This is a genomic window from Prevotella sp. P6B1, assembly GCF_000702825.1.
Lineage (GTDB): Bacteria > Bacteroidota > Bacteroidia > Bacteroidales > Bacteroidaceae > Prevotella.
Genome location: NZ_JNKF01000013.1, coordinates 212,227 through 236,642 on the forward strand (window position 1 = coordinate 212,227; position 24,416 = coordinate 236,642).

Sequence of the window (24,416 nt, forward strand, 5' to 3'; positions counted from 1 at the left end):
CCCCGCCGATTGGCGGGGATAACTGTTTATTTGAAGAGTTCGTCGAGGAAGGTGTAGAACTCAGGATCTTCGCCTACAACGGTCTTGACTAACTTTCCCTTTGGATCGATGACAACCTTGGTGGGGAATCCTTCGATACCATACAGAGCAGCGATGGCCTGCAACTTATCGTCCGGGCAACGAACCTGCAACCAAGGCAGGTTATGCTCAGCTACGGCAGCCTTCCACTTCTCTTCTGTATCACGGCAGTCCACACCGAGAATTTCCATCTTATCTTTATACTTGGCATAGTATGTCTTCATATTAGGAATACCACGGATACACCAGATACACCATGACCCCCAGAAATCGAGAACAACATACTTACCACGCAGACTTGACAGCTTAGTCGTCGAGCCCTGCAGGTTAGGCAATTCGAAATCAGGCGCCAATCCCTCAGCCTGTGCCTCATCTACCTGAGCTTCAACAGTCTCAGCAGGAGCAGCATTTTCAGCAACCTTGGTTTTGTTGCCACACGATGCAGCCATCAATGAGATGGCCACCACCAGTAATGATACGGTTAAAACTGATTTTCTCATCATCTTAATAATTTTATTGTTTAACTTACGATTTGCTTACTTGTAGCACTCAAAGATGTAGTCCACCTTCTGCTTGGGTAACTGCTTGGTAAACAGGCTCACCAGCCATACCACAGGGAATCCGCCGACCATAGCAATGGCGCCACAGTTAATAGGATTAATAGGATTACCCACCAGCATGTTGACCAACGTCAAGCCAACTCCCCACACGAAGCAGGCCCATACGGAAATGCGGGTGATACGACGCGAATAGAGGCCCAACATAAACGGTGCCAGGAACGCACCTGCCAAAGCCCCCCAAGAGATACCCATCAGCTGGGCAATAAACGTTGGCGGATTAAGAGCGATCAGCAAGGAGATGGCGATAAAGAACATGATGAGCACGCGCATCACTACCACCTTACGACGCTCTACCTTCTCGGAAACGATATCATTGATCTCGCCCTCTTCAACCTCTCCTGGCAACGATTTCTTGTCGCGGTAAATCAAGTCGAGAGTCATGGTGCTCGAAGAAGTAAGCACCAGTGAAGCCAGTGTTGACATCGAAGCACTCAGCACCAACAGCACTACGAGAGCGATGAGCACATCGGGTAGTGTTACGAGCATAGAGGGCACAATGGAGTCGAATGCCAATTTGCCGTTAGGCAACACGGGCGGCATGCCAAACAGACGTCCGAAACCTCCCAGGAAGTAACATCCACCAGCTACAATAAAGGCAAAGACAGTGGAGATGACTGTACCACGCTTGATAGCGCTCTCGTCAGTGATCGAATAGAATTTACCTACCATCTGTGGCAACCCCATAGTACCCAATGAGGTCAGGACAACTACGCCCAGCAATCCCCAAGGATCGGGACCGAACCATGAAGCAAAGCCTCCATTCATTGTAGGATCATTGTCGGCAGGCATATCTGCCAGTTTCTCTACCGCAGCAGCCAGTCCTCCCTGCACATTCAGCACAGCAATGATTACTGCCACAATACCAAACAGCATAATGATACCCTGAATAAAGTCGTTCATGGCCGTAGCCTTATAACCGCCCAATATCACATAGACAGCAGTCAGGATAGCCATCACCACAACACAATACTCATAAGGAATCCCGAATCCCATCTCAAACAGCGTTGATATACCTTTATATACACCAGCTGTATAAGGAATCAAGAATACAAAGGCAATGATTGACGCTGCCACACGCAGACCCTGATCGCCAAAGCGGGTTCCGAAGAAATCGGGCATCGTACGACTCTCTATATGCTGCGTCATCAGTTTGGTTCGACGCCCTAACAGCAACCATGCCAGCAACGAGCCGATGACGGCGTTACCAACACCAATCCAAGTACTTGACAGACCGTATTTCCATCCGAACTGACCAGCGTAGCCAACGAACACAACGGCCGAGAAATAACTTGTTCCGAAGGCAAAGGCTGTGAGCCAAGGACCCACGGCACGACCACCTAACACGAAACCTTCAACACTGCTGGCCTGCTTACGGGTATAGAGTCCCACCCCGATCATCACAGCCAGAAATATGATTGTAAATGCTATCTTGATAACCATAATTAAAATGCTACTTGAACTTGGGCCTGAAGCCAATTATAATCCTTATTACTGATATTCTCGCCACACATGCAACGTGTGTACTGCAGTTGCATGCGACATTTCTTATAAAACCAGTACTGCAACCCAACGGTCAGGTTGGTCTGATCCCAGCCATCAACCTTGGTATTGCGATTGAAAGTCTCACCGCTGGCAACGATATCGAGAGCATCCACTACGGGAATACAAGTTGTCACGTAACCACCTCGGCTCCCCACCTTGCCGTCCTGTCCACCCAACCATTCGGCACGGATAGAAGCAGGACGTGCCTCTTTATACTGACTGCCAGCATAGGCCTGAGTTTTATACTCAGCACCCACACTATAGCGGTTGCGCTTATAGTTATCACCCACCTGGATATCGGGATTCCATTTAGCTGTACCAACAGCATTACCTGTGCCTAAATAGCCAGAGGCAACCACACGGAATCCCTGTACAGGACGTAATTCCAGCTTAGCAATAAAGTCTTTTTGGTTATTGCGATCTTTCGTGTTGATACCCTGACCACTCATCAGCGCCAGTTCATAATGCAACACACCTTTAGCCAAGTCACCAAAGACCTGCAGACCCATATCACGACCATAGTTCACACCATTCAGGGGGTCAGGTCCTTCACCCGCCAGATAGAGCACGGCTTGCGAGTACACGTCAACCAGCTCCAGCTGAGTAGGACTCATCGGGTTCTCCATGGTGTACGCGTGCTTGAACTGTCCTAAACGCACAGTCAGCTCGTTACCCTTCGACACACGATAGTCTGTGTAGAACTCCTGAACCACACTCGAGAAGTCGTGCATAAACATAAACGACCATCTGTCGGTGATTCTCGCCTTTCCCCACAGCAGGGTGCGTTTCAGGTTGTAGGCGTTGGTCTTCAGGCCATTCTGATCCTGATAGCTCCAACCGCCCTGAGCATAACCGTTCAGAGTAATACGACTGGTAAAATCCTTAGTCCAGTCGATCTCACTGCTCTTCTGTTGTGCGGCAACCACTTGGCTCAATCCCAAAGTCACCATCACGGTCAGCAGTCTCAATTTGCAAGTTTTACGTTTCATTTTGTCATCTCTTTACGATAATTTAGTTCCTTGCGGCAGCAAAAATACTACAAATCTTTCAAACAGACAAAATTTTACGCAAAAATCTTACTATAAATAATTAATTCTATGGTTACAGACGGCAAAAGCCACCCACAAATGTAGCCGAGACACGTGCGCCACGCTCTGCTCGAGCTGTAGCCACATGGGTACGATAGATATACACGCCCTCGCTGGTCGCCACTGGCAGATACACATAGCCATCCTCGCACAGGGTAGCAAAACGGCGCCCGCCGTTACCATTGTGAACAGGGATTTCCTCCACGTCCTTCACAGTCTGGTTTATCAGGTCGATGATGCAGCACTTCAGACTCTTATCGCCCCAGCGGTTATCAGCGGTCTGAGGGTTCAGTGTGCTCACCTCAGCAAACACCAAACCATTGCCCACATAGGTTACATGGGCAGGTTTCAAACCACCTGTCAGTGCCTCAAAATCAAAGAAATAGTCAGCATCGAAGCTTGTCTCACCCTTGTTGATGCGCAGGAAGCCAGCGTGCTTGGTACTCTGCGAATAGCCATTGGCGATGGCAGAATTCGACATGACGTACAGGTTGCCCTGCTCATCCTTCATCAACCCATTGTAAGCACCCCAAGAACCACCAGGGCCCATACGGGTATCTTTCATCAGTGTCTGGAACTGCATGTCGGGATAGCTGTACACAGCCACGTAGCAGGTGTCGGTATAGGCCGTCTCGAAGGTCATGCTATTCATCGGTGTGTAGGTCACGTACAGGTTTCCACCACTATAGAGCATCCCGGTAATGCTGGGCCAGTCGAGCGTGCTGATGGAATCCACGGTTGTATCAGTTGTTTTTGATGTGATAGCGGCAGTCTGGGCATCCACCGTATAGAAGGTCATGCGGTTACCACTCTCCTTCGATGCAGGCAGCTCCAGTCCCACCATGGTGTGGCCGTCCACCTGACAGAAGCCATTCAGCGAGTTGTCAAACACAAACTCCCCCTGCTCCTTCAGCAGTCCGTCGGCACCACGCACCACATTAGTAGCGCTGGTCAGCCCCAGTCCACCGATACAGAACAAGCTATTACCACCTTTCTCATAATCATGATAGCCATTCTGCTCGATACCCTTACCCACAGCGTTGATGGTTCCTTCCATCAGATTGTCGGTCGATACCACATAATAGGTGGTGTTACCACTCGAAGTCACACCTAAGCTCAGCACATAGGGAGCGTTAGGCGTCTCCTGCTCGGCAGTCAGATCGTCTTCGCACGAGGTCAGTGTGATGGCTGCCATCAGCGCCAGCAGCAGGGCGTTGTTATATATCTTTTTCATGTCTTTGATGTTGCAAAATAGTTACTTACTGATAAAATATCTGAATTTGAGATTAAACGAGCATCCGGGCTTCTGCAGACGATAGTTGTCGTACAATTTCGCATCGGTCAGATTAGTACACTCAGCCACGATGCTGTAGCGTCCGCCGTTCAGACTGTAGCCTACTGACACATTGTGGCTCAACTGCTCGGGAATGACCTTCTTGGTAGCTTTGGCACCCAGTCCTGTAAACGAGAGATAGTAGTCGTGTACATACTGCAGATCGTAGTTCAGCGAGAGCACGTTGTCCTGTCCACCCACCTTGAAGAACTGATAGTCGGCATGACCGTTCATGAACAGATAAGGGATATTGGGCAGTCGCTGTCCATAGGTGATATTCTCGCTGATGCCATCGCCCACATAGGTATTCTGACTCACCTCGTACTTCATCTTGTCCTTGATGCTCTGGTAGGTCATATTACCATTGATATGCAGGTTCTGCTTATAACTATAGCCCAGCGAGGCCTCGATACCACGGGTGTGTACCTTGCCGATATTGTCGTAGCTGGTAGTAGGATTGCTGGTAAGACTTACGCCCTTCAGGATAAAGTCCTTGGTATCGCGGTGAATATAGTTCACCTCGGCCTGAATGCGGTGATTGCCAAAAGTCTGGTCGTACAGCAGTCCGGCATTCAGGTTGTTACTGCTCTCCGGCTTCAGGTCGGGATTAGCCTTCTGTACCAATCCATCGCCAAACATCTCGACAGCCTCGGGCATACGGTAGGCACGCTCAAAGCTGACCTTGGCCTGCAGTGAGGGTAATATATAATAGGTAGCCGCAGCACCATAGCCATAACGCTGTTTGCGGCTGCTCAGCTGCTCCCAACGCTGGTCGGCCGTAAACTGGTCCATCAGCTTGTAGGTAGAGCTATACAGACGGTACATCTTGCCAAACACGTTGGCATTCCAACGGGCATAGCGAATCTGGTAGCCCAGTCCGGTGATGTTCTTGGTCAGCTGCTGGGGCACATTGTTCATCTCATCATCGGGATACATCGTATCGTTGCTCTTGCGACGTGTGGCCGAGAGCACGTTGTTCAGTGTCAGCGAGTGATGCTCGTTGATCACGTAATCCACATTGACATGAGCCTGCCACTGACGCTCGCGGATGGTAGCATCCGTCAGATAAGCCTCTCCAGCCTTGGTACTGGCAACATACTGTCCCAGCCAGTTGTAACGGCGCGCCAGCGTGTCCACGTTGTGGGTGTTCACCATCTGATAGGTGCCATAGAACGCCAACGAGAGTCCTGGCACCAGCAAGTCGTTCTTCTTGTAGCGCACGGTAGGAATCAAGCTCCAGTTGTTGTTCTTCACCCCGCCATACACGGCATCCATGGTGGCACCCGTCTGTACGTTACGCTTATCAGCCGAGGCAATCACGCCCACCAACAGATAATCAGCCCATGAGCGGCCAACCACACCCGTCTCCATCTTCAGACCAGCCGAGCGGTAGCCGTCGTTAAAGCGTTTCACCCAGGCTTCGCCCTCCTGCTGGTTGGTAGTCAGATTCACGATGGGCGCCAGCACCTGATAGTCATTGTCAGAATAATTAGCAAAAGCGTTCACACGCAGGGTGAAGCCGCTCTGAGCCGTATAGGCACCATTCACAGCCGCACGGTGGGTGTTATACGAACCTACGGAGTAAGTAGCATCGAGATAGTTGGCGTTTCGGCGCGACACGATATTCACGGCACCGCCCAAGGCATCGCTACCCAGATAAACGGGCAGCACTCCTTTATACACCTCTATTCTGTCGGCCATGTTAGCTGATATATTTGCCAGACTGAACGACGAGCCAAAATTATCCATGGGAATACCGTCCATGAAGAACTTCACCTGATTGCCAGTGAAACCGTTCATAGACAGACTATAGTTCGAACCCAGTCCGCCTTCCTCCCTGATCTTCACCGAAGTCACGGTGTTCAGCACCTTATTCAGTGGAGTAGCCGTCTGGTATTTCGTAGCAAGGTCAACCACTGAGATAGCGTAAGCCTGCTCATGCATCTTACGCGCCTTGGTCTTACCTACAATACGCACCTCGTGCAGACTAATCGAATCGTGTAAATCGTTCTGTGCTTGAGCCCCGTAACTAACGGTCATACAGCCCACCAAGCACAGCATTTTTGTTGTGTTGATTTTAAGCATTCTATATTTTCTTTTTTAATCTTTTTACCCTGTAATTTTTCCGGGTGCAAAGGTACTGCGATTCCGCTGACTACACAATACCTAAAAATGAGTATTCGTTTCCCAGCAATTGAGAAACGAACACCCATCATTCATCTATTCTAATGATATGGAATACTGCGTAAACAGCTAATCGCCAAATATTTGAACCACGAGACCTACAAACTCACGATAGGCATCGGTATCGCTCAGCGGCGAGAGACTCTTGACCAGTCCGCGATAGTACCAAGCATGGAGGGCAGGATCTTTCACATTGAAACGCTCCCACAAACGCTCACCCAGCCGGCGGTGTTCGATGACCATGCCACGCATATTGGAGAGTTTGTCGCCGATGGCTACAATCTGCGCATCGCGACTGGCCGAAGCCAACCGGTCGATGGCAAACTGCTTCCGGATCTGCCAACTGTCCACATGACTCAATCCTTCTACGTCGCGGCTGGTCTCGGCATCCACCAAGGTGGCCACACGCTGGCCAAAGAGCTCACGTATTTCATCGACCGATACATCGGTGTCCTCCAACACATCGTGAAGCACAGCAGCCGCCATCAGTTCCTGATCGCTGGTGATGGTAGCCACAATGGCCATGGCCTCCAACGGATGAACGATAAATGGCAGCTTAGTGCCCTTACGCACACTTCCCTCGTGCGCCTTGGTAGCATAAACGATGGCGCGATCTACGAGCTGCGTATCAATGATATCATGTATTTTTCCCATATGGCAAGATATTATTACTTTGCAGGCTCAATCACCCGATACTGACCAGAAAGATGCATAAAGGCGAACAGGCGCAGCAAGCCGTCGTAGTAAGCATCGAAATAGCCGTCCTCGAAAGGCTCGTGCTTGGCTCGCCATAGCGCATCGACAAACTCCTTGCGCTTAGCATGCTTGGTCAGGATAGAAGCGGCGGCAACGGTACTGACCAGTCCGATGCTATGACGCAATTTGCGGAAACCGCCAGCAGGCAGAATCTCATCCTCCTCGGGCAGCGAGCCATCCGTACGATACTGATCCATAAAGGTATCGACACCCTGGGCGTAGAAGAAGTTCTGGATACGCTCACCATATCCACGCTGCCACTCGGCATCGGCCCCACTCCACTCGTAGTCGAGCGTGATATTCATAGGAACGCGCCAAGAATCATAACGGAAATTGTTACTGCCGTTGCGACGAGGCTTCTCGCCGGGTTTAGGCTGTGGCATGCCTGGCCAACGGGGCATCTGCATCTCGCTGCCATCAAACTGACTCATATCGCCATTAAGACCTGTAACGGGATGCGTGGCCTTGTGAAGATATTCACGACTGGCCTTGGCGCAGGCTTTCCAGAGCTCGGCACGACCATCGCCGGCCCAACGTGCCCACACCTCAAAGAAGGCAGGGATGTGATAGGAAGGGTCGGTAAAACGATTGCCAAAGCCATCGGGGGTAAAGGTAATCAGATTGGTCTCAGGGTCGATGAGATACATCTTCTGAGGTCCGGTTTGCTGAGGCCCGAAACCTGGGAATCCCGCAGGACTTGGCTCCGGGGTATATTCCTTGGGCTGGATGCTGTTCAGGATATGCTGGGCCTCGGCCTTGTAGTTGATGCCGGTATCGTTGCCCCAACGGTTGGATGCAAAGATCAGGGCAGTGATGAAATAGAGTTCGCCATCGCTGGCAGCACCTTCGGCATTATGGGTACCATCGGTCTTGCAGCTCCAGGCAAAATACCCCTTGCGATTACCATCCTGATGCTGCATGTACTTCTTGCTCCATCGCCACAGACGGTCGAAGATATCCTTCTCGCCGAACTGTACGGCAATCATCATACCGTACGACATACCCTCGGTACGGGCGTCGTGGTTCTTGATATCGCTGATGTAGCCCAGGCTATCGCCCACCTCGAAATAGACCTTGTTCGGTCCACGGAACACATCGTTGAAAACCTCCTTAACCTTGGCATCAACCTGAGCAGGCTGATACCCTAACTCTACAAAAACATTACGGTATTCGGCATGTACAGCCGTTGTGATTGCCATCAGAATAGTAATAATAAACAGTTTCTTCATACTTCATTAAAAGTGACTAATTCTGTCATATTTGACGAAAAAACGCGCAAAAAGTTTAATAATCACACATATTTTTGTACCTTTGCACGGAAAAAAATCAAAAATAAGCATGATAGTCTGTATAGCAGAGAAACCGAGTGTAGCTCGGGATATAGCAAGAATATTAGGCGCCAACAGCTCGCGCGACGGCTACATGGAGGGCAACGGCTACCAAGTGACGTGGACCTTCGGCCACCTGTGCACGCTGAAGGAGCCAGGCGACTATACACAGGCCTGGAAACCCTGGGCGCTCACCCAGTTGCCCATGATTCCACAGCGATTCGGCATTAAGCTCATCAATGATAAAGGTATCGAGAAGCAGTTCAAGATCATTGAGGGCCTGATGCAGAAAGCCGACAGTATTGTGAACTGCGGCGACGCCGGACAGGAGGGAGAGCTCATCCAGCGCTGGGTGATGCAGAAGGCACAGGCCAAATGCCCGGTCAAGCGCCTCTGGATATCCTCGATGACCGACGAGGCCATCCGCGAGGGCTTTGCCCAGCTGAAGGACCAGGGCGACTACCAGCCGTTGTATCTGGCTGGTCTGAGCCGTGCCATCGGCGACTGGCTGCTGGGCATGAACGCCACCCGTCTCTACACCCTCAAATACGGTCAGAACCGTCAGGTGCTGTCCATCGGTCGCGTGCAGACCCCTACCCTGGCGCTCATCGTGAACCGCCAGAAAGAGATTGAGAACTTCAAGCCCGAACCCTATTGGGTACTGGCCACCGTGTATCGCAACACCACTTTTACGGCTACCAAAGGCAAATTCACCTCGAAGGAAGAGGGCGAGAAAGCCTTTGCCACCATCGAGGGCAAGCCCTTTACGGTCACCAAGGTGGAGAAGAAGGAGGGCAAGGAACAGCCACCTCAACTCTACGACCTCACCTCGCTACAGGTCGACTGTAACCGTAAGTTCGGTTTCTCTGCCGAGATGACGCTGAACCTGATTCAGGCGCTCTACGAGAAGAAATACACCACCTATCCCCGTGTGGATACCCAGTATCTCTCGGATGACATCTACCCCAAGTGTCCACAGACCCTCAACGGCCTGTACCAGACCAAGTTTGATGGCATGGCCGTCTATGCCGAGTTTATCAAACCCATTGGCGGCAAGGCCCTGAAGAAGAGCAAACGTGTGTTCGACACCTCGAAGGTTACCGACCACCATGCCATCATCCCCACCGGCGTGATTCCCCAGAACCTGAGCGACCTTGAGAAAAAGGTGTTCGACCTGGTGGCCCGACGTTTCATCGCCGTGTTCCTGCCCGACTGTAAGTTCTCTACCACCACGGTATTAGGCGAGGTGAAGGGCGAGGAGACCGTTGAGTTCAAAGTTACCGGTAAGGAGATACTGGATCCGGGCTGGCGTGTGGTACAGGGCAAGCTCCAGAAGGAGGAAGAGCCGGCTGAGGGCGAGACCAGCAAACAGCAGGAAGAGGAAGAGCGCACGCTGCCCACCTTCGTCAAAGGCGAGAGCGGCGACCACAAGCCCACCCTCACCGAGAAGTGGACCACCCCACCCGCCTTCTACAACGAGGCATCGCTGTTGCGTGCCATGGAGACCGCGGGTAAGTTTGTGGAGGACGAGACCCTGCGCGCCGCCATGAAGGAGAACGGCATCGGTCGCCCGTCAAGTCGTGCGGGTATCATCGAGACCCTCTTCAAGCGCCACTACATCAAGCGCGAACGCAAGCGCCTGATAGCCACTCCAACCGGCATCGAGCTCATCGACCTGATTCGTGAGGAGCTGCTGAAGAGCTGTGAGCTGACGGGTATCTGGGAGAAGAAACTACGCGACATAGAGCATCAGAAATACGATGCCGGACAGTTTATCGAGGAACTGAAACAGCAGGTCAGCGAGATTGTCAACGAGGTGATGCGCGACCCGTCGAACCGCCGAGTCACCGTCACCACCGACGAAGACTTGAAGAAGAAAAAGAAAGCAGGCAATAAATAGCCTGCTTTTTCGTTTATAATATGGTATGCGAAGCTATCTATACATATTATATATAAGTGTCTGTGTCCTGCTGCTCATGGGCTGCGGGGCGGAACAGGCTGTGAAGAAAGGCGATAAGTACTGGGCGGTAGGCGAATACTACGATGCTGCCGAGCAATATAAGAAGGCGTACAGTCAGACGCCCAACAAGGAGCGCGACACCCGTGGCGAACGTGCCAGGAAACTGGCAGAGTGCTACCGCCGACTGAACCAGACCAACAAAGCCATCAACGCCTACAAGAACGTGGTGCGCTACAAGAAATCCGACTCGCTCACCCACCTGTACTTAGGCCAGTTGTATATGCGCAACGGCAACTACAAAGAGGCCGCCAAGGCTTTTGCAGCTTCGGTTGACAGTTTGCAGATGACAGCCGACAGCCTGCACCTGCAGTTAGCCAAGGTGGGACTAGCATCGGCTCAGCAGGCGCCACTGTGGAAGAAGACGGGCTCGGCCTACACGGTGAAGAAGATGGACCTGTTTAACTCACGACGCGACGACTATGCGCCGATGCTGGCGGGCGACAGCGACGACCAATTGTACTTTACCTCCACCCGCAACCAAGCGCAGGGCGACGACCTGAACGGCATCACCGGCACCAAGAGCGCCGACATCTTCTATGCGCAGAAAGACGAGAAAGGCAAATGGGGCAAGCCGCAGGTGATAGAGGGCGAGCTGAACTCGGCCTACGAGGAAGGCGCCTGCTGTTTCTCGCCCGACGGCAAGACGATGTATCTCACGCAGTGCCAGACAGACCCTAACTACCCGCACTATGCCCGCCTGATGGTGTCGCATCGCAGCGACGCCTCCTGGAGCAAACCGCAGGAGCTGATTATCCTGCACGACACGCTGACCAGCTTTGCACACCCTGCCGTGAGTCCCGACGGCCAGTGGCTCTACTTTGTGAGCGACATGAGCGGCGGCATGGGCGGCCTCGACATCTGGCGATGCCGACTGCTGAAAAACGACGAGGCAGGCGTGATCGAGAACTTAGGTGCTCCCGTCAACACCCCAGGCGACGAGATGTTCCCCACCTTCCGCCCCAATGGCAACTTGTATTTCTCATCCAATGGACACCCGGGCTTGGGCGGCTTAGACATTTATTTTACGACCGATGGCCGTAAGATAAATCACCCCGGCTGGCCCTTGAACTCACAGGGCGACGACTTCGGCATGACCTTCGAGGGCAAGCGCAATCAGGGTTTCTTCTGCTCCAGCCGTGGCGACCTGCGCGGGTTCGACCACATCTACAGTTTCTTCAATCCCGAGATTGTACAGACCATCAAGGGCTGGGTGTACGAACAGGACGGCTACGAGCTGACCGCTGCCCAGGTGTACATGGTGGGCAACGACGGTACCAACCTGAAGCTCAGCGTGAGGAGCGACGGTTCGTTCACACAGGAGATCAAGCCCGGTGTCGACTATGTGCTGTTAGCCACCTGCAAGGGGTTCCTGAACCATCAGGAACAGATACGCGTCGCCCCCGTCAAGGCATCCGAAGAATATGTGCTGCAGTTCCCGCTGGCCAACATCTCAGCGCCCGTGCTCATCGAGAATATCTTCTACGATTTCAACAAAGCCACCCTGCGCCCCGAATCGCAGCAGGCGCTCGACCAGCTGGTGCAGCTGCTGAACGAGAATCCGAACATCACCATCGAGCTCTCAGCCCATACCGACTGCCGCGGCTCGGAGGCTTACAACGAGCAGCTGTCGCAGCGCCGTGCCGAGAGCGTGGTGGCCTACCTGATAGCCCACGGCATTGCGGCCGACCGCCTGACGCCCAAGGGCTACGGCGAGAGCAATCCAAAGCGCATCAAGAAACGTGTGGCTGAAAAATACGCGTTCCTCAAGGAGGGCGATGTACTCACGGAGGAGATGATCAGCGCGCTACCTGAGGAACAACAGGAACAGTGCCATCAGATGAACCGACGGACCGAGTTTAAAGTGCTGCGGACAACTTACGGTATGTTTGATAAGGCAGGAAGACTAATACAAAGCCCAGCATCAGCATCAACGTCCAAGGATTGATTTCGATCTCGGTGGTCGGCGCTGTGATGAGGAACACCTCGATGGTGTTTACCAGCATCTGCTTGCCACCCGCCAGGAATCCCCCGACGACTGCCCAGCCACTGGCCATCCAGAATATCAGTCCTGCTGTCAGCACACAGAATACGGTCCACAGGCGCGACAAACAGCGCACCCTCGACACGCTCCGCTTGGGCAGGTTCATCATCACCCGCTCGGTAAAGGCGTTATCCGCTATCTCCTGCTTGGCAGCCTGCTCAAACAACTGCTTCAGCAATATGTCATTCTTATCCTCCATATCCATTCTCTCTTAAATAGTTAGTCATTTTATCTTTTCCCCTTTTCAGGTGCGATTTCACCGTATTCTCATTGATGCCTGTAATCTTGCTGATCTCGTCGATGGCATAGCCATCAATCAGCTGCAGGGTGATACAGGTGCGTTCGGCGGGTTTCAGCAGTGCCAGCGCCGCGTGGATGTCCATCTTGATATTCGAGTCGCCTGAAGAAGCCGTTTTTCGCAATGCCCCCGAATCCTCGAGATCATCCGCCGGATGCTGAACGCGCACCTGATCGTAGAATACATTGTAGGCAATACGCATCAGCCATGTTGAGAAGCTCGACATGCCACGGAATTTGGTGATGTTGACATAGGCCTTGATGAAGGTTTCCTGCGCCAGATCGTCGCTGAGCTGCTCATCGCCCAGTGTCTGGTTCAGGAAGAACCTGCGCACAGGCGACTGGTACTTCCGCACAAGCTGCTCGAAGGCCTGCTTGTTGTGGAACACCGCCACCTGTGTCACTAATGCTATGTCGCTGATACTTGCCATCCTGTTTTCAATAATCTAACAAGCGTTTCTCGGGCATTACAATCCAGAGTACTATATAGAATGGTATTCCACTGAAACATGTGAAGAATGTCAGAAATGCGTAGGCAATGCGCACCATAGTGGGGTCGAAGCCCAGATAATCGGCAATACCTGCGCATACGCCTGCCAGCACTCTATCGTTTGATCTCATCAGTCGCTTATTCATAATTCTGTATATTTTGGTTGTTGTTATAGTTATGCATGTTATCGTGGTTCTGCTTGTCCTGTCGGGCAATGTACCACTTACCCAGTCCGATAAAGAATACCAGTGCACCGATACCGAATCCTACCTGACCTGCAACGATGCCCAGGAAGATGGTCAGGCCAACACCTGTGAACATCTGTCGGATGCCAGCGTTGTAGCTGTTGCTGTCCCAGTCGTCCTTCTTCGCCTCCTTCAGCAGGTCGTCGGGGATGGGCTGTCCGTTCTGGATGGCCATCTGTGCCAGCTTGTACTTCTCCTTACGGTTGCGATTGATAAAGTAGAATACCAGCAGCACGATGATGACAGGCATCAGGAATCCTACACATACAATAGCGATGATGGGGATGAGCAGCCCCATGAAGGCTGCGCCGTCCATTCCACCGAACAGCTCGTGAACCACTTCGTCTGCATTGTCCGATTGGTAAACCACGCGGTGGCGGTAACCGTTGTTGTTGTCGTCGTCAGCAGTAGCGTTGTCATTTTTAGTAGCAGTAGTGTCCGAGAATGCCTCGATGGCATCGGCATTGTGTTTTACAGTATCGCCCACCTGCTCTGTACGCGGTGTGTGGCGATGTTTCTGTGCAGTAGCGTTAGCATTCATGCTAAGCGCGAGCACCATGGCAATTGCGATTAAATACTTCTTCATATCTTCTTTGTTTTGAATTTCTACATCTGTTTGACGTAAGAAACATAAAATTAGTTGCAAAGATAGTAATTTTTCTCAGATTTTTTTTAATTTTGCATCGAAAATGGTACAATTACCCGAAAAATTCGTCAGCGAAACGAGGCGTGTGATGGGCGAAGAACGCTTCAGCCGCTTCATGGGAGCCTTTGAGGAAGAGGCGCCTACCTCTATCCGCATGAATCCACGGATAGCCACTGACCATGGCGCATGGAACGTGGACCATTGTGAGGCCCCAGTGCCTTGGTGCACCGAAGGCTGTTATCTGGCCGATCGCCCTCAGTTCACGTTCGACCCCCTACTCCATGCCGGCTGCTACTATGTGCAGGAGGCATCGTCGATGTTCGTCACCCACATCCTGCGTAATGCTCAAAGTTCAAAGTTCAATGTTCAAAGTGCCTTGGACCTCTGCGCTGCCCCGGGCGGCAAATCCACAGCCCTGCGCAGTGTGCTGCCCGCCGACTGCGTGCTCATCAGCAACGAGCCCATGGGCAACCGCGCCCAGATACTGCTGGAGAACGTGACGAAATGGGGCGGACCCAACCACATTGTGACCAACAACTACCCGTGCGATTTCCGCAAGGCCAAGCTGAAGTTCGACCTGATACTGTGCGATGTGCCCTGTTCGGGCGAAGGCATGATGCGCAAGGACCCGGGCGCCATCAGCGAGTGGAGTCCGCAGAACGTGGAGAAGTGCTGGCAGCTGCAGCGCGAGATTGTGGCCGATGCGTGGGAGTGCCTGAACCCTGGCGGACTGCTGATATACAGTACCTGTACCTATAACACCAAGGAGAACGAGGAGAACATCCAGTGGATACTGGACACCTACGATGCCGATGTGCTCGATATCCCTACCGATCCCTCCTGGCACATCACCGGATCGCTGCTCCCTGGCTTCGACAAGCCCGTGTATCGTTTCATCCCCGGCATCACCCGTGGCGAAGGACTCTTTGCCTGCGCCCTGCGCAAGGCCGGCGACGGCGACGAGCCCCGGAAGAAAAATGATCGCAAGCGCTCGGCTATGCCGCTTTGCAAAGCAAAGAACCGCCCCCATGATCAGTTGGCTAAGCTGAAAGTGCTTGAGGCTGAATTCGAGAAGGGCGGAACCAGCGTGGATGTAGATTACGCCGAGGCGCTGAAATACCTGCGCGGCGAGGCGATGGTGCTTCCGGCTGGCGCACCGCGTGGCATCGTCAACATCACTTATAAGGGACAGCCGCTCGGTCCGGTGAAGAACATCGGCAACCGCGCCAACAACCTCTACCCCAAGCCGTGGCGCATCAAGAGCACCCACCTGCCCGCCGAACCACCCGAAGTTATTAATATACGAACTACAGAAGGTCCTGAAGTCCTGTAGTCCGTTGCTAAAATATAAGATATGAAGCAGTATTTAGACATCCTGAACCGCATCCTGACCGAGGGCACCCAGAAGGGCGACCGCACCGGTACAGGCACCATCAGCATCTTTGGTACCCAGAGCCGCTATAATCTCGACGACGGATTCCCCCTGCTCACCACCAAGAAGCTGCACCTCAAGAGTATTATCTACGAGTTGTTGTGGTTTCTGAAGGGCGACACCAACGTGAAGTACCTGCAGGAGCACGGCGTGCGCATCTGGAACGAGTGGGCCGATGAGAACGGCGAGCTGGGTCCGGTGTATGGTCACCAGTGGCGCTCGTGGCCCGATTATAACGGCGGCACCATCGACCAGATACAGTACGTGCTCGACCAGTTGAAGAACAATCCCAACTCACGCCGCATGATTGTGTCGGCATGGAATGTGGCCGAGGTCAACCAGATGGCGCTACCCCCCTGCCACACCATCTTCCAGTTCTATGTGGCCGACGACCGCCTGTCGCTGCAGCTCTACCAGCGCTCGGCCGATACGTTCCTGGGCGTACCGTTTAATATCGCCTCGTATGCCCTGCTGCTGCAGATGATGGCGCAGGTGACCGGTTTCAAGGCTGGCGACTTTATCCATACCACGGGCGACACCCACCTGTATTTGAACCACATTGAGCAGGCCAAGCTGCAGCTCACCCGCGAGCCACGCCCCCTGCCCAAGATGATTATCAACCCCGATGTGAAGAACCTGTTCGACTTCCGTTTCGAGGACTTCGAACTGGTGGGCTACGATCCCCACCCCCACATCAAAGCCGAAGTTTCGGTATAAAGTTCAAATCTCAAAGTTCAAAGCTCAAAGTTCAAAGTTCAATGCTCAACATCATCGCAGCGGTTGCTAAGGATAGAGCAATCGGATTCCAGAATAAACTGATTTATTGGTTGCCCAACGACCTGAAGCGCTTCAAGGCGCTCACCACGGGCCACACCATCATTATGGGACGTAACACCTTTCTGTCGCTCCCCAAGGGCGCACTGCCCAATCGCCGGAACATCGTGCTGAGCCGCAGCACCAAGGCTTTCGAGGGCTGCGACGTGTATGCCTCGCTCGAAGAGGCCCTACAGCACTGCACACCTGACGAGGACGTGTATATCATCGGCGGTGCCAGCGTGTATGAGCAGGCTCTCGGCATGGCCGACCGCCTGTGTCTGACCGAAATCGACGATACGCCCGCAGAGGCCGACACCTTCTTCCCGCCTTACAAGGACGATTGGAAGGAAGTGGCCCGCGAGGCGCACGATACCGACGAGCGCCATGCCCAGCGCTACGCCTTTGTAGATTATATCCGCAAATAAAAAAACACCATCTGTTATGGAACGACTGAAGGACCTGCTTTGCAATGACCGGGCGATGCTCACTGCCATCATGGTCAACACCGCCCTGATGTTTATCGGCGGCTTCTGGCCGCACACCTTCTGGTTCGACCTGGGCGACACCCTGTTCACCATCCTGTTCATGTTCGAGGCGTGGGCCAAGATCTCACGTCTGGGCTGGAGAGCCTATTGGCGCGAGAGCTGGAACAAGTTCGACTTTCTGGTGCTCATCATCGCACTGCCCACGCTGGCAGCCCCGTTCGTTCCTCACACAGTGGCCACCAACAGCATCCTGGCGCTGCGCTCCATGCGCATGTTCAAGAGCCTGAAGATGCTGCGCTTCATTCCTAACATCCAGCGGTTGCTGGCAGGCATCCGCCTGGCGTCGAAGGCCACGCTCTTTGTGTTTATCGCCTTCTTCGTGTTTCTCTTCACGTTCAGCATCCTGTCGTCGACCATTTTCGCCGAGAAGGCTCCCGAGTACTTCGGCAATCCCGCGCTCAGCCTCTACAGCACCTTCCGCCTGTTCTCTATCGAGGGGTGGTACGAGCTGCCCGACGCCATAGCCCAGCACAGCAGTGCCGGCTGGGCCCTATTTGCCAGGATCTATTTCTCGGTACTCATGTTTCTGGGCGGCGTGGTAGGTTTGTCGCTCGTCAATTCGATCTTCGTTGATGCGATGGCCGAGGACAACAACGACGAGGTGCTGGAGAAACTGCGCCAGCTGGAAGAGAAAATTGACCGACTCAGCAAGGAGCGCTGATGCGCCTGGCTTTCTTATTGACGTTGATGGGCGTACTGGCGGGGAACACGATGCTATAGGCGGCATCGAGTTCGGTCAGATGCACATGGCGCAATCCTATATCCAGTTTAGTAGCAACGATGGCCCTGAGCAGTTCGCGATGCTTGCGGGGATACAGGGACGGCGGCGGCAACAAGTCGTTGCCACACACCTGCTCGTCGGCCACCACCGTACGGCTGCACACCAGCCAGATAAAATCGTCGGTAGCCTCGGGGCCGAACCACGCCTTGAGCACGTGGCGGATGCAGAACCGTTTGTACTGCCCTGCGAGGAGTCGCCTTGTGCGCTCCAGTCTGCGCCAGAGCTGCACAAAGCATGCTTGATTATTCGTAATTTCCATCTTAATGACTATTGACTATTGACTATTCACTACCTTCCTAAACCTCCCCTCGTCGGTGAGCATCACCAGCCCTTGTTTGCGCCAGTTCTTCAGCATCTGCTGCACGCTGTTGCGCGTCACGTCGGCACCTTTCACGGCTATACAGAACTGCATGGCCTGTTCGAAACTGAACTGCGGGTCGAGGCGCTCGAAGATGGAGTCGTTTTTGGAGCGGCGCATCCTGCTGCTGGCCACACCGGCATAGTCGCGACTGCGGTAGGCTGCCTCAATGCGCTCACGGAAAAAGTAGAGGGCGCTATCCAGCAGCTGGTCGGCTATCACATCATAGAGGTCGAGCATGGCGGCGGTCTGGGTCTTCAGCAGCATCTCCTTCCACAGGTTGGGATGCTGTTTCAGCTGTGTTTCGGCACCGTTGAGTCCGTGCTTCTGTATGAGCTGTTCGCACACCTTGCAGAGCATCAGGCAGCACACCATGCGCTGGGCGGTGACGCAGGTACGGAATCGCTCGCGGGCCTTCACACGGTCGTCGCTCATCATGGCTTCGAGTCGTATCTTCTCCAACCACTCGCGGCCCTTGGCCTCCAGCTTGGGCAGCACCACCGCGCCTGCCATCAGCGGCAACAGGTGAGCCACCTGCTGTATGCGCTCAGTCTGTCGGCTGGTCAGCACGTAGGGCTTGTCCTCCAGCGGCGCATAGGTGTTGTCGGGTGTCTGCGACAGGGCGATACGGCTCTGAAAGCCATCGGTATAGTTGGTCACCACACGGTAGAGGGCATCGGGTGTGCCGCACATCACCACATTCCACAGCAGTTGCTTGATGTGTACATTCACCGCCTCGGCGCTCTTGGCCTCGCGGTCGTACTTACTGCCGTCGTAGCTCTGGCGCAGCAGCACCGAGAAGTCGCTCATGGCCGACCGCCACTTCTGCGCCACGGTGTCGGCCTCGGGGGTGAACGAGAAGGCGTGCTTGCCCTCCACGTTGGCCAGTCGTTCAGCCAGGTTGGCCACGGTGTTGTTCAGCGGTATGTAGCGCACGGGCAACTTGGGTTCCTCGGGCTGCTCCTTCTTGTTTTTGGCAGCGCGCTTCTTGCGGCGGAACTCGGCTTCCTGCGCCTGATACATCTCGTCGAGTGCCGACACCTCGCTCATCCAGGCATCAACCACGGGGTCGATGTCGCCCTTCCTGCTGGCAAACTCGCCCACGATATACGATATCAGGTTGAGTCCGCGCACATGGCCGTGCACATCGAGCCTGACACCCGTGGCGAGCGCGCCTATGCAGGGGCACACCGCCGTGATAACCGGCATGGCGAGATCGGGGCCCACGGCGTCGATACTGTCCTTGATACCCTGCGGCAACTTAGGGAATTTTTTTCGCAGCGGACTACAGGACTTCTGGTATTCTGTTTCTTCATCATCAGCAGCGGCAGAATCAGTAATGTTAGTCCTGTTTTCCACTGCTAAGAGATTAAGTACATTGCGTAGGCGCTGTGGAAATCCATTGTACTCCGAGCTCAGGGCGTTCTTGATTTTCGCACGCTTCTCTTCGGGGGTGAAGCCGTCGTAGCAGGGGATGACCTGATCCAGCCAGTCGGCATTCTTAGCGCAGATGTGGCGCAGGTCGCAAGCCAACTGGAAGGTCAGCGTGTCGCGGTCGCCCTCGGTGGGTTCGAAGCCCTGGTTGTTCACCTCCCAGTACTTACGGATAATCGTCTCAAACGGTATGCCGTGGTACTGCGTGGGGAAGGTTTTTCGCAGCGGACTACAGGACTTCTGGTCTTTTTCTTCTTGAGAATTGCCAACGGAATCAGTCCTGTTAGTCCTGTGGTCCGCTGCTAAATCAATCTCAAAGATGCTGTCGTCGAGGTAGATCAGCTCGTGGGCTGATGTGGTGAAGAATACACGCGTGATGTCCTTGGCCTGTGCATCGTAGGCGACGCCCAGCAGATTGCTCGCCCATTTCAGGTTGCCCACCTGGTCGAGTTCGGGCTTTCGGCGGAATACCAGATGGAAGCCACCGCCACGGGCACTCTCCTCGAGCATGAGCAGCCCCAGCTCCTCCTTTTTGTTCAGGATGCGTTCACGGATGGCGGGCATCTCATCGGGCGCCAGGTGGTCGATATCCATGCCAACAGTGGTGCTCATACGGGTGCTGCCTTTCAAGGTGCCATCGTCGTTGGGCAGGCAGCTGTAGTTCATCTGCACGAGCTTGTGTTTCAAGCCCTCCTCGCCCCCACGGATGCGCTGTACCAGTTGCTGCTGTTCGCCACCATTACGCAGCGCCATATACTCCTCTCTCGAACGGACGGGGCGCATCATCTTCACCCCATCCTTATAATAAATCAAATGTGTGCTCATTGCTTAATAAAAAAATAATTAGAAATTTGGATAGCCCAGTTTAGCGTTCAGGAATCGCAGGCCGTCCATGGTCCAGGTCATATAGACCTTCACCTTCTTCTGGCCTTTCAGACTATAGGATACGTGCGTGCGCAGGCGAACCAGATTGCGGTCGGCCAGATCGTCAGAGATGTTCCAATGGCCACCACGACGGTACTGGATGCCCATATCGCGCAGGATGGCGTTGAAGTCGAAGGTGGCCATGTTAAACGTCTTGGCCACCTGCGTAGCGGTCAGTGTATCCTCAGCGGGCTCGTTAAGCATGCGCAGGGTGCGACCAACGATTACATCGGCACGGTTCAGGATTTCCTCGGCTGAGAGGTCGCGGCCATCAGCAGCGCGGGTTGGAATGTAACCGCCCGTACGGCGAATCTGTGGCAGCACCTCGCTGGTAACCCAGCGCTTAAAGGCCTTGGCCTGTGGCAACTTCGAAGAGAGGATGAGTGCGTAAAGTCCGCTCTCGTTGATGATGATGACGCTTCGAGCTTGACCTGACAGAACGAATCGTTCGGTCAGCTTATCGTCGTCATCAATATGGTCACGAATAGCTTTCGGGGTATTTGCATACCCCAATGCTGTGGCTACGTCCTTTGCCACAAACATGATTTGGTTATTAACCAGGCAAGTACGAATCTCGCCGAAAATTTCACTAGTAAATACCTGTATTTCTGTTTTCATAATTCTGAGTTGTTTAAGCGAGAAGAAGTTTCGGATTCCTTGGCCATTTACTCGAGAAAATCCTCCTCGGCTCCAACTCATGGGTTATACATTATTTATTAAGCTTTACGATATCCGTGGCAAGGATTTCCTGGAACACTTGCCCTTGATATTCGTGGGTAGAGAAACGAAGGGTGGCTGCTACCACATCGCCTTCGTAGAACCTGCACGCCGCCAGATTGCCCAGCATAGCGCACACATACTCGTTTTCGAACTTAGATCCCCCCAGCTCGCGCAGCACGATGTTGCACTTCCGGATTGATCCACCCTCGGCCTTAGCCGACTGTACGCCGAAGGCCTCGCCCTGACGCACTACTCTTAAGATTTTTGTTTCCATTGTATCAATAAGTCAAAGAACTACGGGGCACTCGCCATCGCAACTTGCTTGCGGTGGCAAAGGTACGGCGAATAAAACACAAAAACCCCCTACGCAGGGGGTACGCGTAGGGGGTACTAATTGATACAAGCAGCTGATTATCAGCCCAAAACAGTTTTAAGTCGTTCTTGGAATTTCAACGTCTTCCGTTGGCCGAGAGCGGTATTATAGTCGCCACGCATGTTGTTACGATGCCACAACTGCTCAAAAAACTTCCATTTATTAGCAATGCCCAGCCTTTCGGCCAGCATGTCGGCTATCATCGCAGCCTCAGGGCGCGACACAGTGGGCTGACCGACGTCGTCCACCCAACCTGCCTGCTGCACCTTGTGCCACAACTCACTATCAGCCAACACGTCGGGCACATCACTCTCCATGGGCGCCAGCTGGTTGTCGCCGATGCGCAGCTGCGCTTTGTCCACCGATAGGTTTACCGTCTGGTTGTCGTGGATATCCACGTACGAACCCTGCACATAGATCGTATTTCCTGCCATATCAGTAAAACTATTGCTTAACGTTAATACCAACACAGGAGTTGTCGTGGATGTCGTTGTAGTTGCCCGCAACGTTCACCACCTTCGGCTCCTCGATAATAATACTCACGGCAGCCGGGCCATTGCTCCTCACTTCGCTGAGTTCGCTGTTAAGGCGGTCGATTTCTGAGAGAAGTTCGTCAGTAACCTCCATCAGCCGCATCAGGTTGACCTTGTGCTCCAGTTCCTCTTTCAGCCTATCGATTTCGCGAGAAAGCATTCGCCGGGCGCCATCCTGCCAGTCTTTAAGTTCTTCCAAATTTGTTTCCATACCAGTTTACTTTTGGGTTTTAATATTAAGTTTGTTATTTATGAATTTGATTCTGGCTGCAAAATAAAAAGGAGGCTGTCCCATAAGTCAGGACACCCCCTTTTCTTTTAACTAAAATTAAGTATTCTGGTGCGGATTTAACGGTTATTAGTACCATTTTCGGGCATTATCTATCATTTCCATCATTTTCAGGCGCACGTCCTCGGGCTCAAGCACCTCGATGCCATCGCCGTGCGACAGCAGCTCGCCCAGGAAATCGACCGTAGGACGGATATCGAACGAGAAGTCGGTGTAGGCAGCGCCCGATGGCAGTGTGCCCGACTGCAGTTCGCGCTGCGAGTGGTGCAGCGGCAGTGTGCGCAGGTAGTTGGGCGCCCACCTGTGCGCCCTCACCACCAAGTGGGTCAGCGGCTCGTCGGTAGTCATCACGCCGTAGTACTCACCGAAATAGTCCTGCGCGCTGAATCCCTCGGGCAGCAGGAAACTCTCGTCGGTCAGCTGCACATCCTGCATGCGGTCGAGCGCGTAGATGGCGTAGTGGCGACCGGTGAACGACAGCAGGTACCATCGCTGGCGGAACAGCTTGATGGCATAGGGCTCAACCACCTTGTCGTAGCTCTCGGCACCGAAGCGCTGATAGCGCATCAGTATCTTCCTGCCCAACTTGATGGCCTGTATGATGGTGGCCAGGAACTCTACGCCGGCAGGCACACTCTCAAGCACCACACGGTCCTTGATCGACATGCTGTCGCTCAGCACGCCATGCACCGCCAGCGTTGAGAACATCCAGCGCTCCAGACTGTCGTCGCCCAGTCTGCTGGGGTTGGCGATATAGTAGCGGTAAGTATTCGGTGTGCAGCGGATGTCGATGCCGAACATGTCGGCGATGGCATCGCGATGGCGGTTGAACGACGATCGCACCAACAGGTTACCCTCGGCCACCCTATCGTCGCACCACTTCTGGCTCAGCTCCTCAAACGTCAGCTCTCCGTGTCTGCTGAGCGTATGGATGATCCAGATGTACTGATGGAAAATCTGCGCTGGTCTCATAGGTTTTTTAAATAATCAGTTTATCATTCTATCTTCGGCTGGCAAAAGTACAACAAATAAGCGAAACCGCCAAACAATCCGCGCGATTTCGTTAAGCAGAGTCACCATTTTTTGTAACCAGAATTGTAACCAAGACTTGTTTTTTTCCGATTTTTTTCTATAAATGTGATCAAAAACGAAAAAAAACGTTCACAAATTTGTGAATATCAAATATTAGTATTATCTTTGCCACCGAAACAATATACAAGTTATGATCGTTACTTTCGAAGAAGATTATCTAAGAGAGCTCTACGTAGATGGGAAGGCCAGCGATAAACAACATCGCTTCCAGCCTCAGATTGTCAGAAAGTACACCAGAGTGGTTGACCTGATGAAGGCTCAGGCAAACGTGATGGGGCTGACAAAATATGGCGGGTTGCATTACGAACATCTACACGGTGACAAAGAAGGTATCTCATCGGTTAAGATAAACGATCAATATCGCTTAGAATTCCGAGAAATTCTTGAAGGCGATAAAACCATTGCAGAAGTGGTTAGTTTAACAGAATTGTCGAACCATTATAAATAGAAA

Annotated in this window: 25 protein-coding genes; 7 read left to right on the top strand and 18 right to left on the bottom strand. The window is 53.1% G+C overall.

Features of this window, described 5'->3' with window-relative positions; all coding sequences use genetic code 11:
- Nucleotides 1–26: 26 nt before the first annotated feature.
- From T495_RS0110155 to T495_RS0110185, 7 genes are all read right to left on the bottom strand, one after another.
- On the bottom strand, nt 27–581 hold the full coding sequence (locus T495_RS0110155) for a peroxiredoxin family protein (RefSeq protein ID WP_369793248.1): 555 nt from the start codon (nt 579–581) through the stop codon (nt 27–29).
- A gap of 33 nt (nt 582–614) precedes the next feature.
- Nucleotides 615–2,138 carry a sodium:solute symporter gene (locus tag T495_RS0110160; RefSeq protein ID WP_028903285.1) on the bottom strand — a complete coding sequence of 508 codons (1,524 nt, stop codon included), beginning with the start codon at nt 2,136–2,138 and terminating at the stop codon, nt 615–617.
- Between the two features lie 2 nt (nt 2,139–2,140).
- Nucleotides 2,141–3,229 (bottom strand): hypothetical protein, encoded by a 1,089-nt coding sequence (locus T495_RS0110165; protein WP_028903286.1) that lies wholly within the window; start codon nt 3,227–3,229, stop codon nt 2,141–2,143.
- A gap of 112 nt (nt 3,230–3,341) precedes the next feature.
- Nucleotides 3,342–4,571 carry a DUF4374 domain-containing protein gene (locus T495_RS0110170; RefSeq protein WP_369793252.1) on the bottom strand — a complete coding sequence of 410 codons (1,230 nt, stop codon included), beginning with the start codon at nt 4,569–4,571 and terminating at the stop codon, nt 3,342–3,344.
- 12 nt (nt 4,572–4,583) lie between these two features.
- Nucleotides 4,584–6,701 carry a TonB-dependent receptor gene (locus tag T495_RS0110175; protein ID WP_231495092.1) on the bottom strand — a complete coding sequence of 706 codons (2,118 nt, stop codon included), beginning with the start codon at nt 6,699–6,701 and terminating at the stop codon, nt 4,584–4,586.
- 213 nt (nt 6,702–6,914) lie between these two features.
- The gene (locus T495_RS0110180; protein ID WP_197020384.1) at nt 6,915–7,499 is read right to left on the bottom strand and encodes an HD domain-containing protein; all 585 of its coding nucleotides are present in this window, start codon (nt 7,497–7,499) and stop codon (nt 6,915–6,917) included.
- A gap of 14 nt (nt 7,500–7,513) precedes the next feature.
- Nucleotides 7,514–8,830, bottom strand: a complete 1,317-nt coding sequence (locus T495_RS0110185) for a glycosyl hydrolase family 8 (protein ID WP_033148579.1) — start codon at nt 8,828–8,830, stop codon at nt 7,514–7,516.
- Between the two features lie 109 nt (nt 8,831–8,939).
- On the opposite strand from T495_RS0110185, the gene T495_RS0110190 reads away from it, so the two are divergent.
- A complete protein-coding gene (locus T495_RS0110190; RefSeq protein ID WP_051651990.1) occupies nt 8,940–10,829 on the top strand; it encodes a DNA topoisomerase 3 in 1,890 nt (629 codons plus the stop codon).
- Between the two features lie 25 nt (nt 10,830–10,854).
- Entirely contained in the window at nt 10,855–12,894 is a 2,040-nt protein-coding gene (locus tag T495_RS0110195) for an OmpA family protein (protein ID WP_033148580.1), read from the top strand.
- Here the strand turns inward: T495_RS0110195 and T495_RS15605 are convergent.
- The 4 genes from T495_RS15605 to T495_RS15265 are packed head-to-tail and all read right to left on the bottom strand — an operon-like array spanning nt 12,806 to nt 14,608.
- Entirely contained in the window at nt 12,806–13,189 is a 384-nt protein-coding gene (locus T495_RS15605) for a DUF5056 domain-containing protein (RefSeq protein WP_197020385.1), read from the bottom strand. The two genes, T495_RS0110195 and T495_RS15605, sit on opposite strands and share 89 nt — an antisense overlap.
- Complete coding sequence (locus T495_RS0110200; RefSeq protein WP_028903292.1) at nt 13,179–13,718, bottom strand: RNA polymerase sigma factor; 540 nt, start codon at nt 13,716–13,718, stop codon at nt 13,179–13,181. The genes T495_RS15605 and T495_RS0110200 overlap by 11 nt, the downstream gene beginning before the upstream one ends.
- 7 nt (nt 13,719–13,725) lie before the next feature.
- Nucleotides 13,726–13,923 (bottom strand): PspC domain-containing protein, encoded by a 198-nt coding sequence (locus T495_RS0110205; protein WP_033148581.1) that lies wholly within the window; start codon nt 13,921–13,923, stop codon nt 13,726–13,728.
- Nucleotides 13,916–14,608, bottom strand: a complete 693-nt coding sequence (locus T495_RS15265; protein ID WP_155993579.1) for a DUF6249 domain-containing protein — start codon at nt 14,606–14,608, stop codon at nt 13,916–13,918. The genes T495_RS0110205 and T495_RS15265 overlap by 8 nt, the downstream gene beginning before the upstream one ends.
- Nucleotides 14,609–14,711: 103 nt before the next feature.
- On the opposite strand from T495_RS15265, the gene T495_RS0110215 reads away from it, so the two are divergent.
- Genes T495_RS0110215 through T495_RS0110230 form a run of 4 tightly spaced genes read left to right on the top strand, consistent with a single transcriptional unit; the run spans nt 14,712 to nt 18,122 of the window.
- A complete protein-coding gene (locus T495_RS0110215) occupies nt 14,712–16,001 on the top strand; it encodes a hypothetical protein (RefSeq protein WP_033148582.1) in 1,290 nt (429 codons plus the stop codon).
- Nucleotides 16,002–16,022: 21 nt separating this feature from the next.
- The gene (locus tag T495_RS0110220) at nt 16,023–16,817 is read left to right on the top strand and encodes a thymidylate synthase (protein WP_033148583.1); all 795 of its coding nucleotides are present in this window, start codon (nt 16,023–16,025) and stop codon (nt 16,815–16,817) included.
- 41 nt (nt 16,818–16,858) lie between these two features.
- Nucleotides 16,859–17,341, top strand: a complete 483-nt coding sequence (locus T495_RS0110225) for a dihydrofolate reductase (protein WP_033148584.1) — start codon at nt 16,859–16,861, stop codon at nt 17,339–17,341.
- 16 nt (nt 17,342–17,357) lie between these two features.
- Nucleotides 17,358–18,122 (top strand): ion transporter, encoded by a 765-nt coding sequence (locus T495_RS0110230; RefSeq protein WP_081832087.1) that lies wholly within the window; start codon nt 17,358–17,360, stop codon nt 18,120–18,122.
- Here T495_RS0110230 and T495_RS0110235 read toward each other — a convergent pair.
- The 7 genes from T495_RS0110235 to T495_RS0110265 all read right to left on the bottom strand — a co-directional run bounded on the left by T495_RS0110235 (nt 18,106) and on the right by T495_RS0110265 (nt 23,845).
- A complete protein-coding gene (locus tag T495_RS0110235) occupies nt 18,106–18,396 on the bottom strand; it encodes a hypothetical protein (protein WP_033148586.1) in 291 nt (96 codons plus the stop codon). The genes T495_RS0110230 and T495_RS0110235 overlap by 17 nt on opposite strands.
- Nucleotides 18,397–18,516: 120 nt before the next feature.
- Nucleotides 18,517–20,859 (bottom strand): DUF3987 domain-containing protein, encoded by a 2,343-nt coding sequence (locus tag T495_RS0110240; protein WP_033148587.1) that lies wholly within the window; start codon nt 20,857–20,859, stop codon nt 18,517–18,519.
- 18 nt (nt 20,860–20,877) lie between these two features.
- Nucleotides 20,878–21,576, bottom strand: a complete 699-nt coding sequence (locus T495_RS16185; RefSeq protein ID WP_081832089.1) for a BRO family protein — start codon at nt 21,574–21,576, stop codon at nt 20,878–20,880.
- A gap of 91 nt (nt 21,577–21,667) precedes the next feature.
- Nucleotides 21,668–21,952 (bottom strand): hypothetical protein, encoded by a 285-nt coding sequence (locus T495_RS0110250; protein ID WP_033148588.1) that lies wholly within the window; start codon nt 21,950–21,952, stop codon nt 21,668–21,670.
- A 140-nt stretch (nt 21,953–22,092) separates the two neighbouring features.
- Nucleotides 22,093–22,485 (bottom strand): hypothetical protein, encoded by a 393-nt coding sequence (locus T495_RS0110255; RefSeq protein ID WP_033148589.1) that lies wholly within the window; start codon nt 22,483–22,485, stop codon nt 22,093–22,095.
- 10 nt (nt 22,486–22,495) lie between these two features.
- Nucleotides 22,496–22,795, bottom strand: coding sequence for a hypothetical protein (locus tag T495_RS0110260; RefSeq protein ID WP_028903210.1), 300 nt, complete (start codon nt 22,793–22,795; stop codon nt 22,496–22,498).
- Nucleotides 22,796–22,942: 147 nt separating this feature from the next.
- Nucleotides 22,943–23,845: a YafY family protein gene (locus T495_RS0110265; RefSeq protein WP_033148590.1), complete on the bottom strand. Its 903-nt coding sequence runs from the start codon at nt 23,843–23,845 to the stop codon at nt 22,943–22,945.
- A gap of 250 nt (nt 23,846–24,095) precedes the next feature.
- On the opposite strand from T495_RS0110265, the gene T495_RS0110270 reads away from it, so the two are divergent.
- Nucleotides 24,096–24,413 carry a type II toxin-antitoxin system RelE/ParE family toxin gene (locus T495_RS0110270; protein ID WP_033148591.1) on the top strand — a complete coding sequence of 106 codons (318 nt, stop codon included), beginning with the start codon at nt 24,096–24,098 and terminating at the stop codon, nt 24,411–24,413.
- Nucleotides 24,414–24,416: the final 3 nt, after the last annotated feature.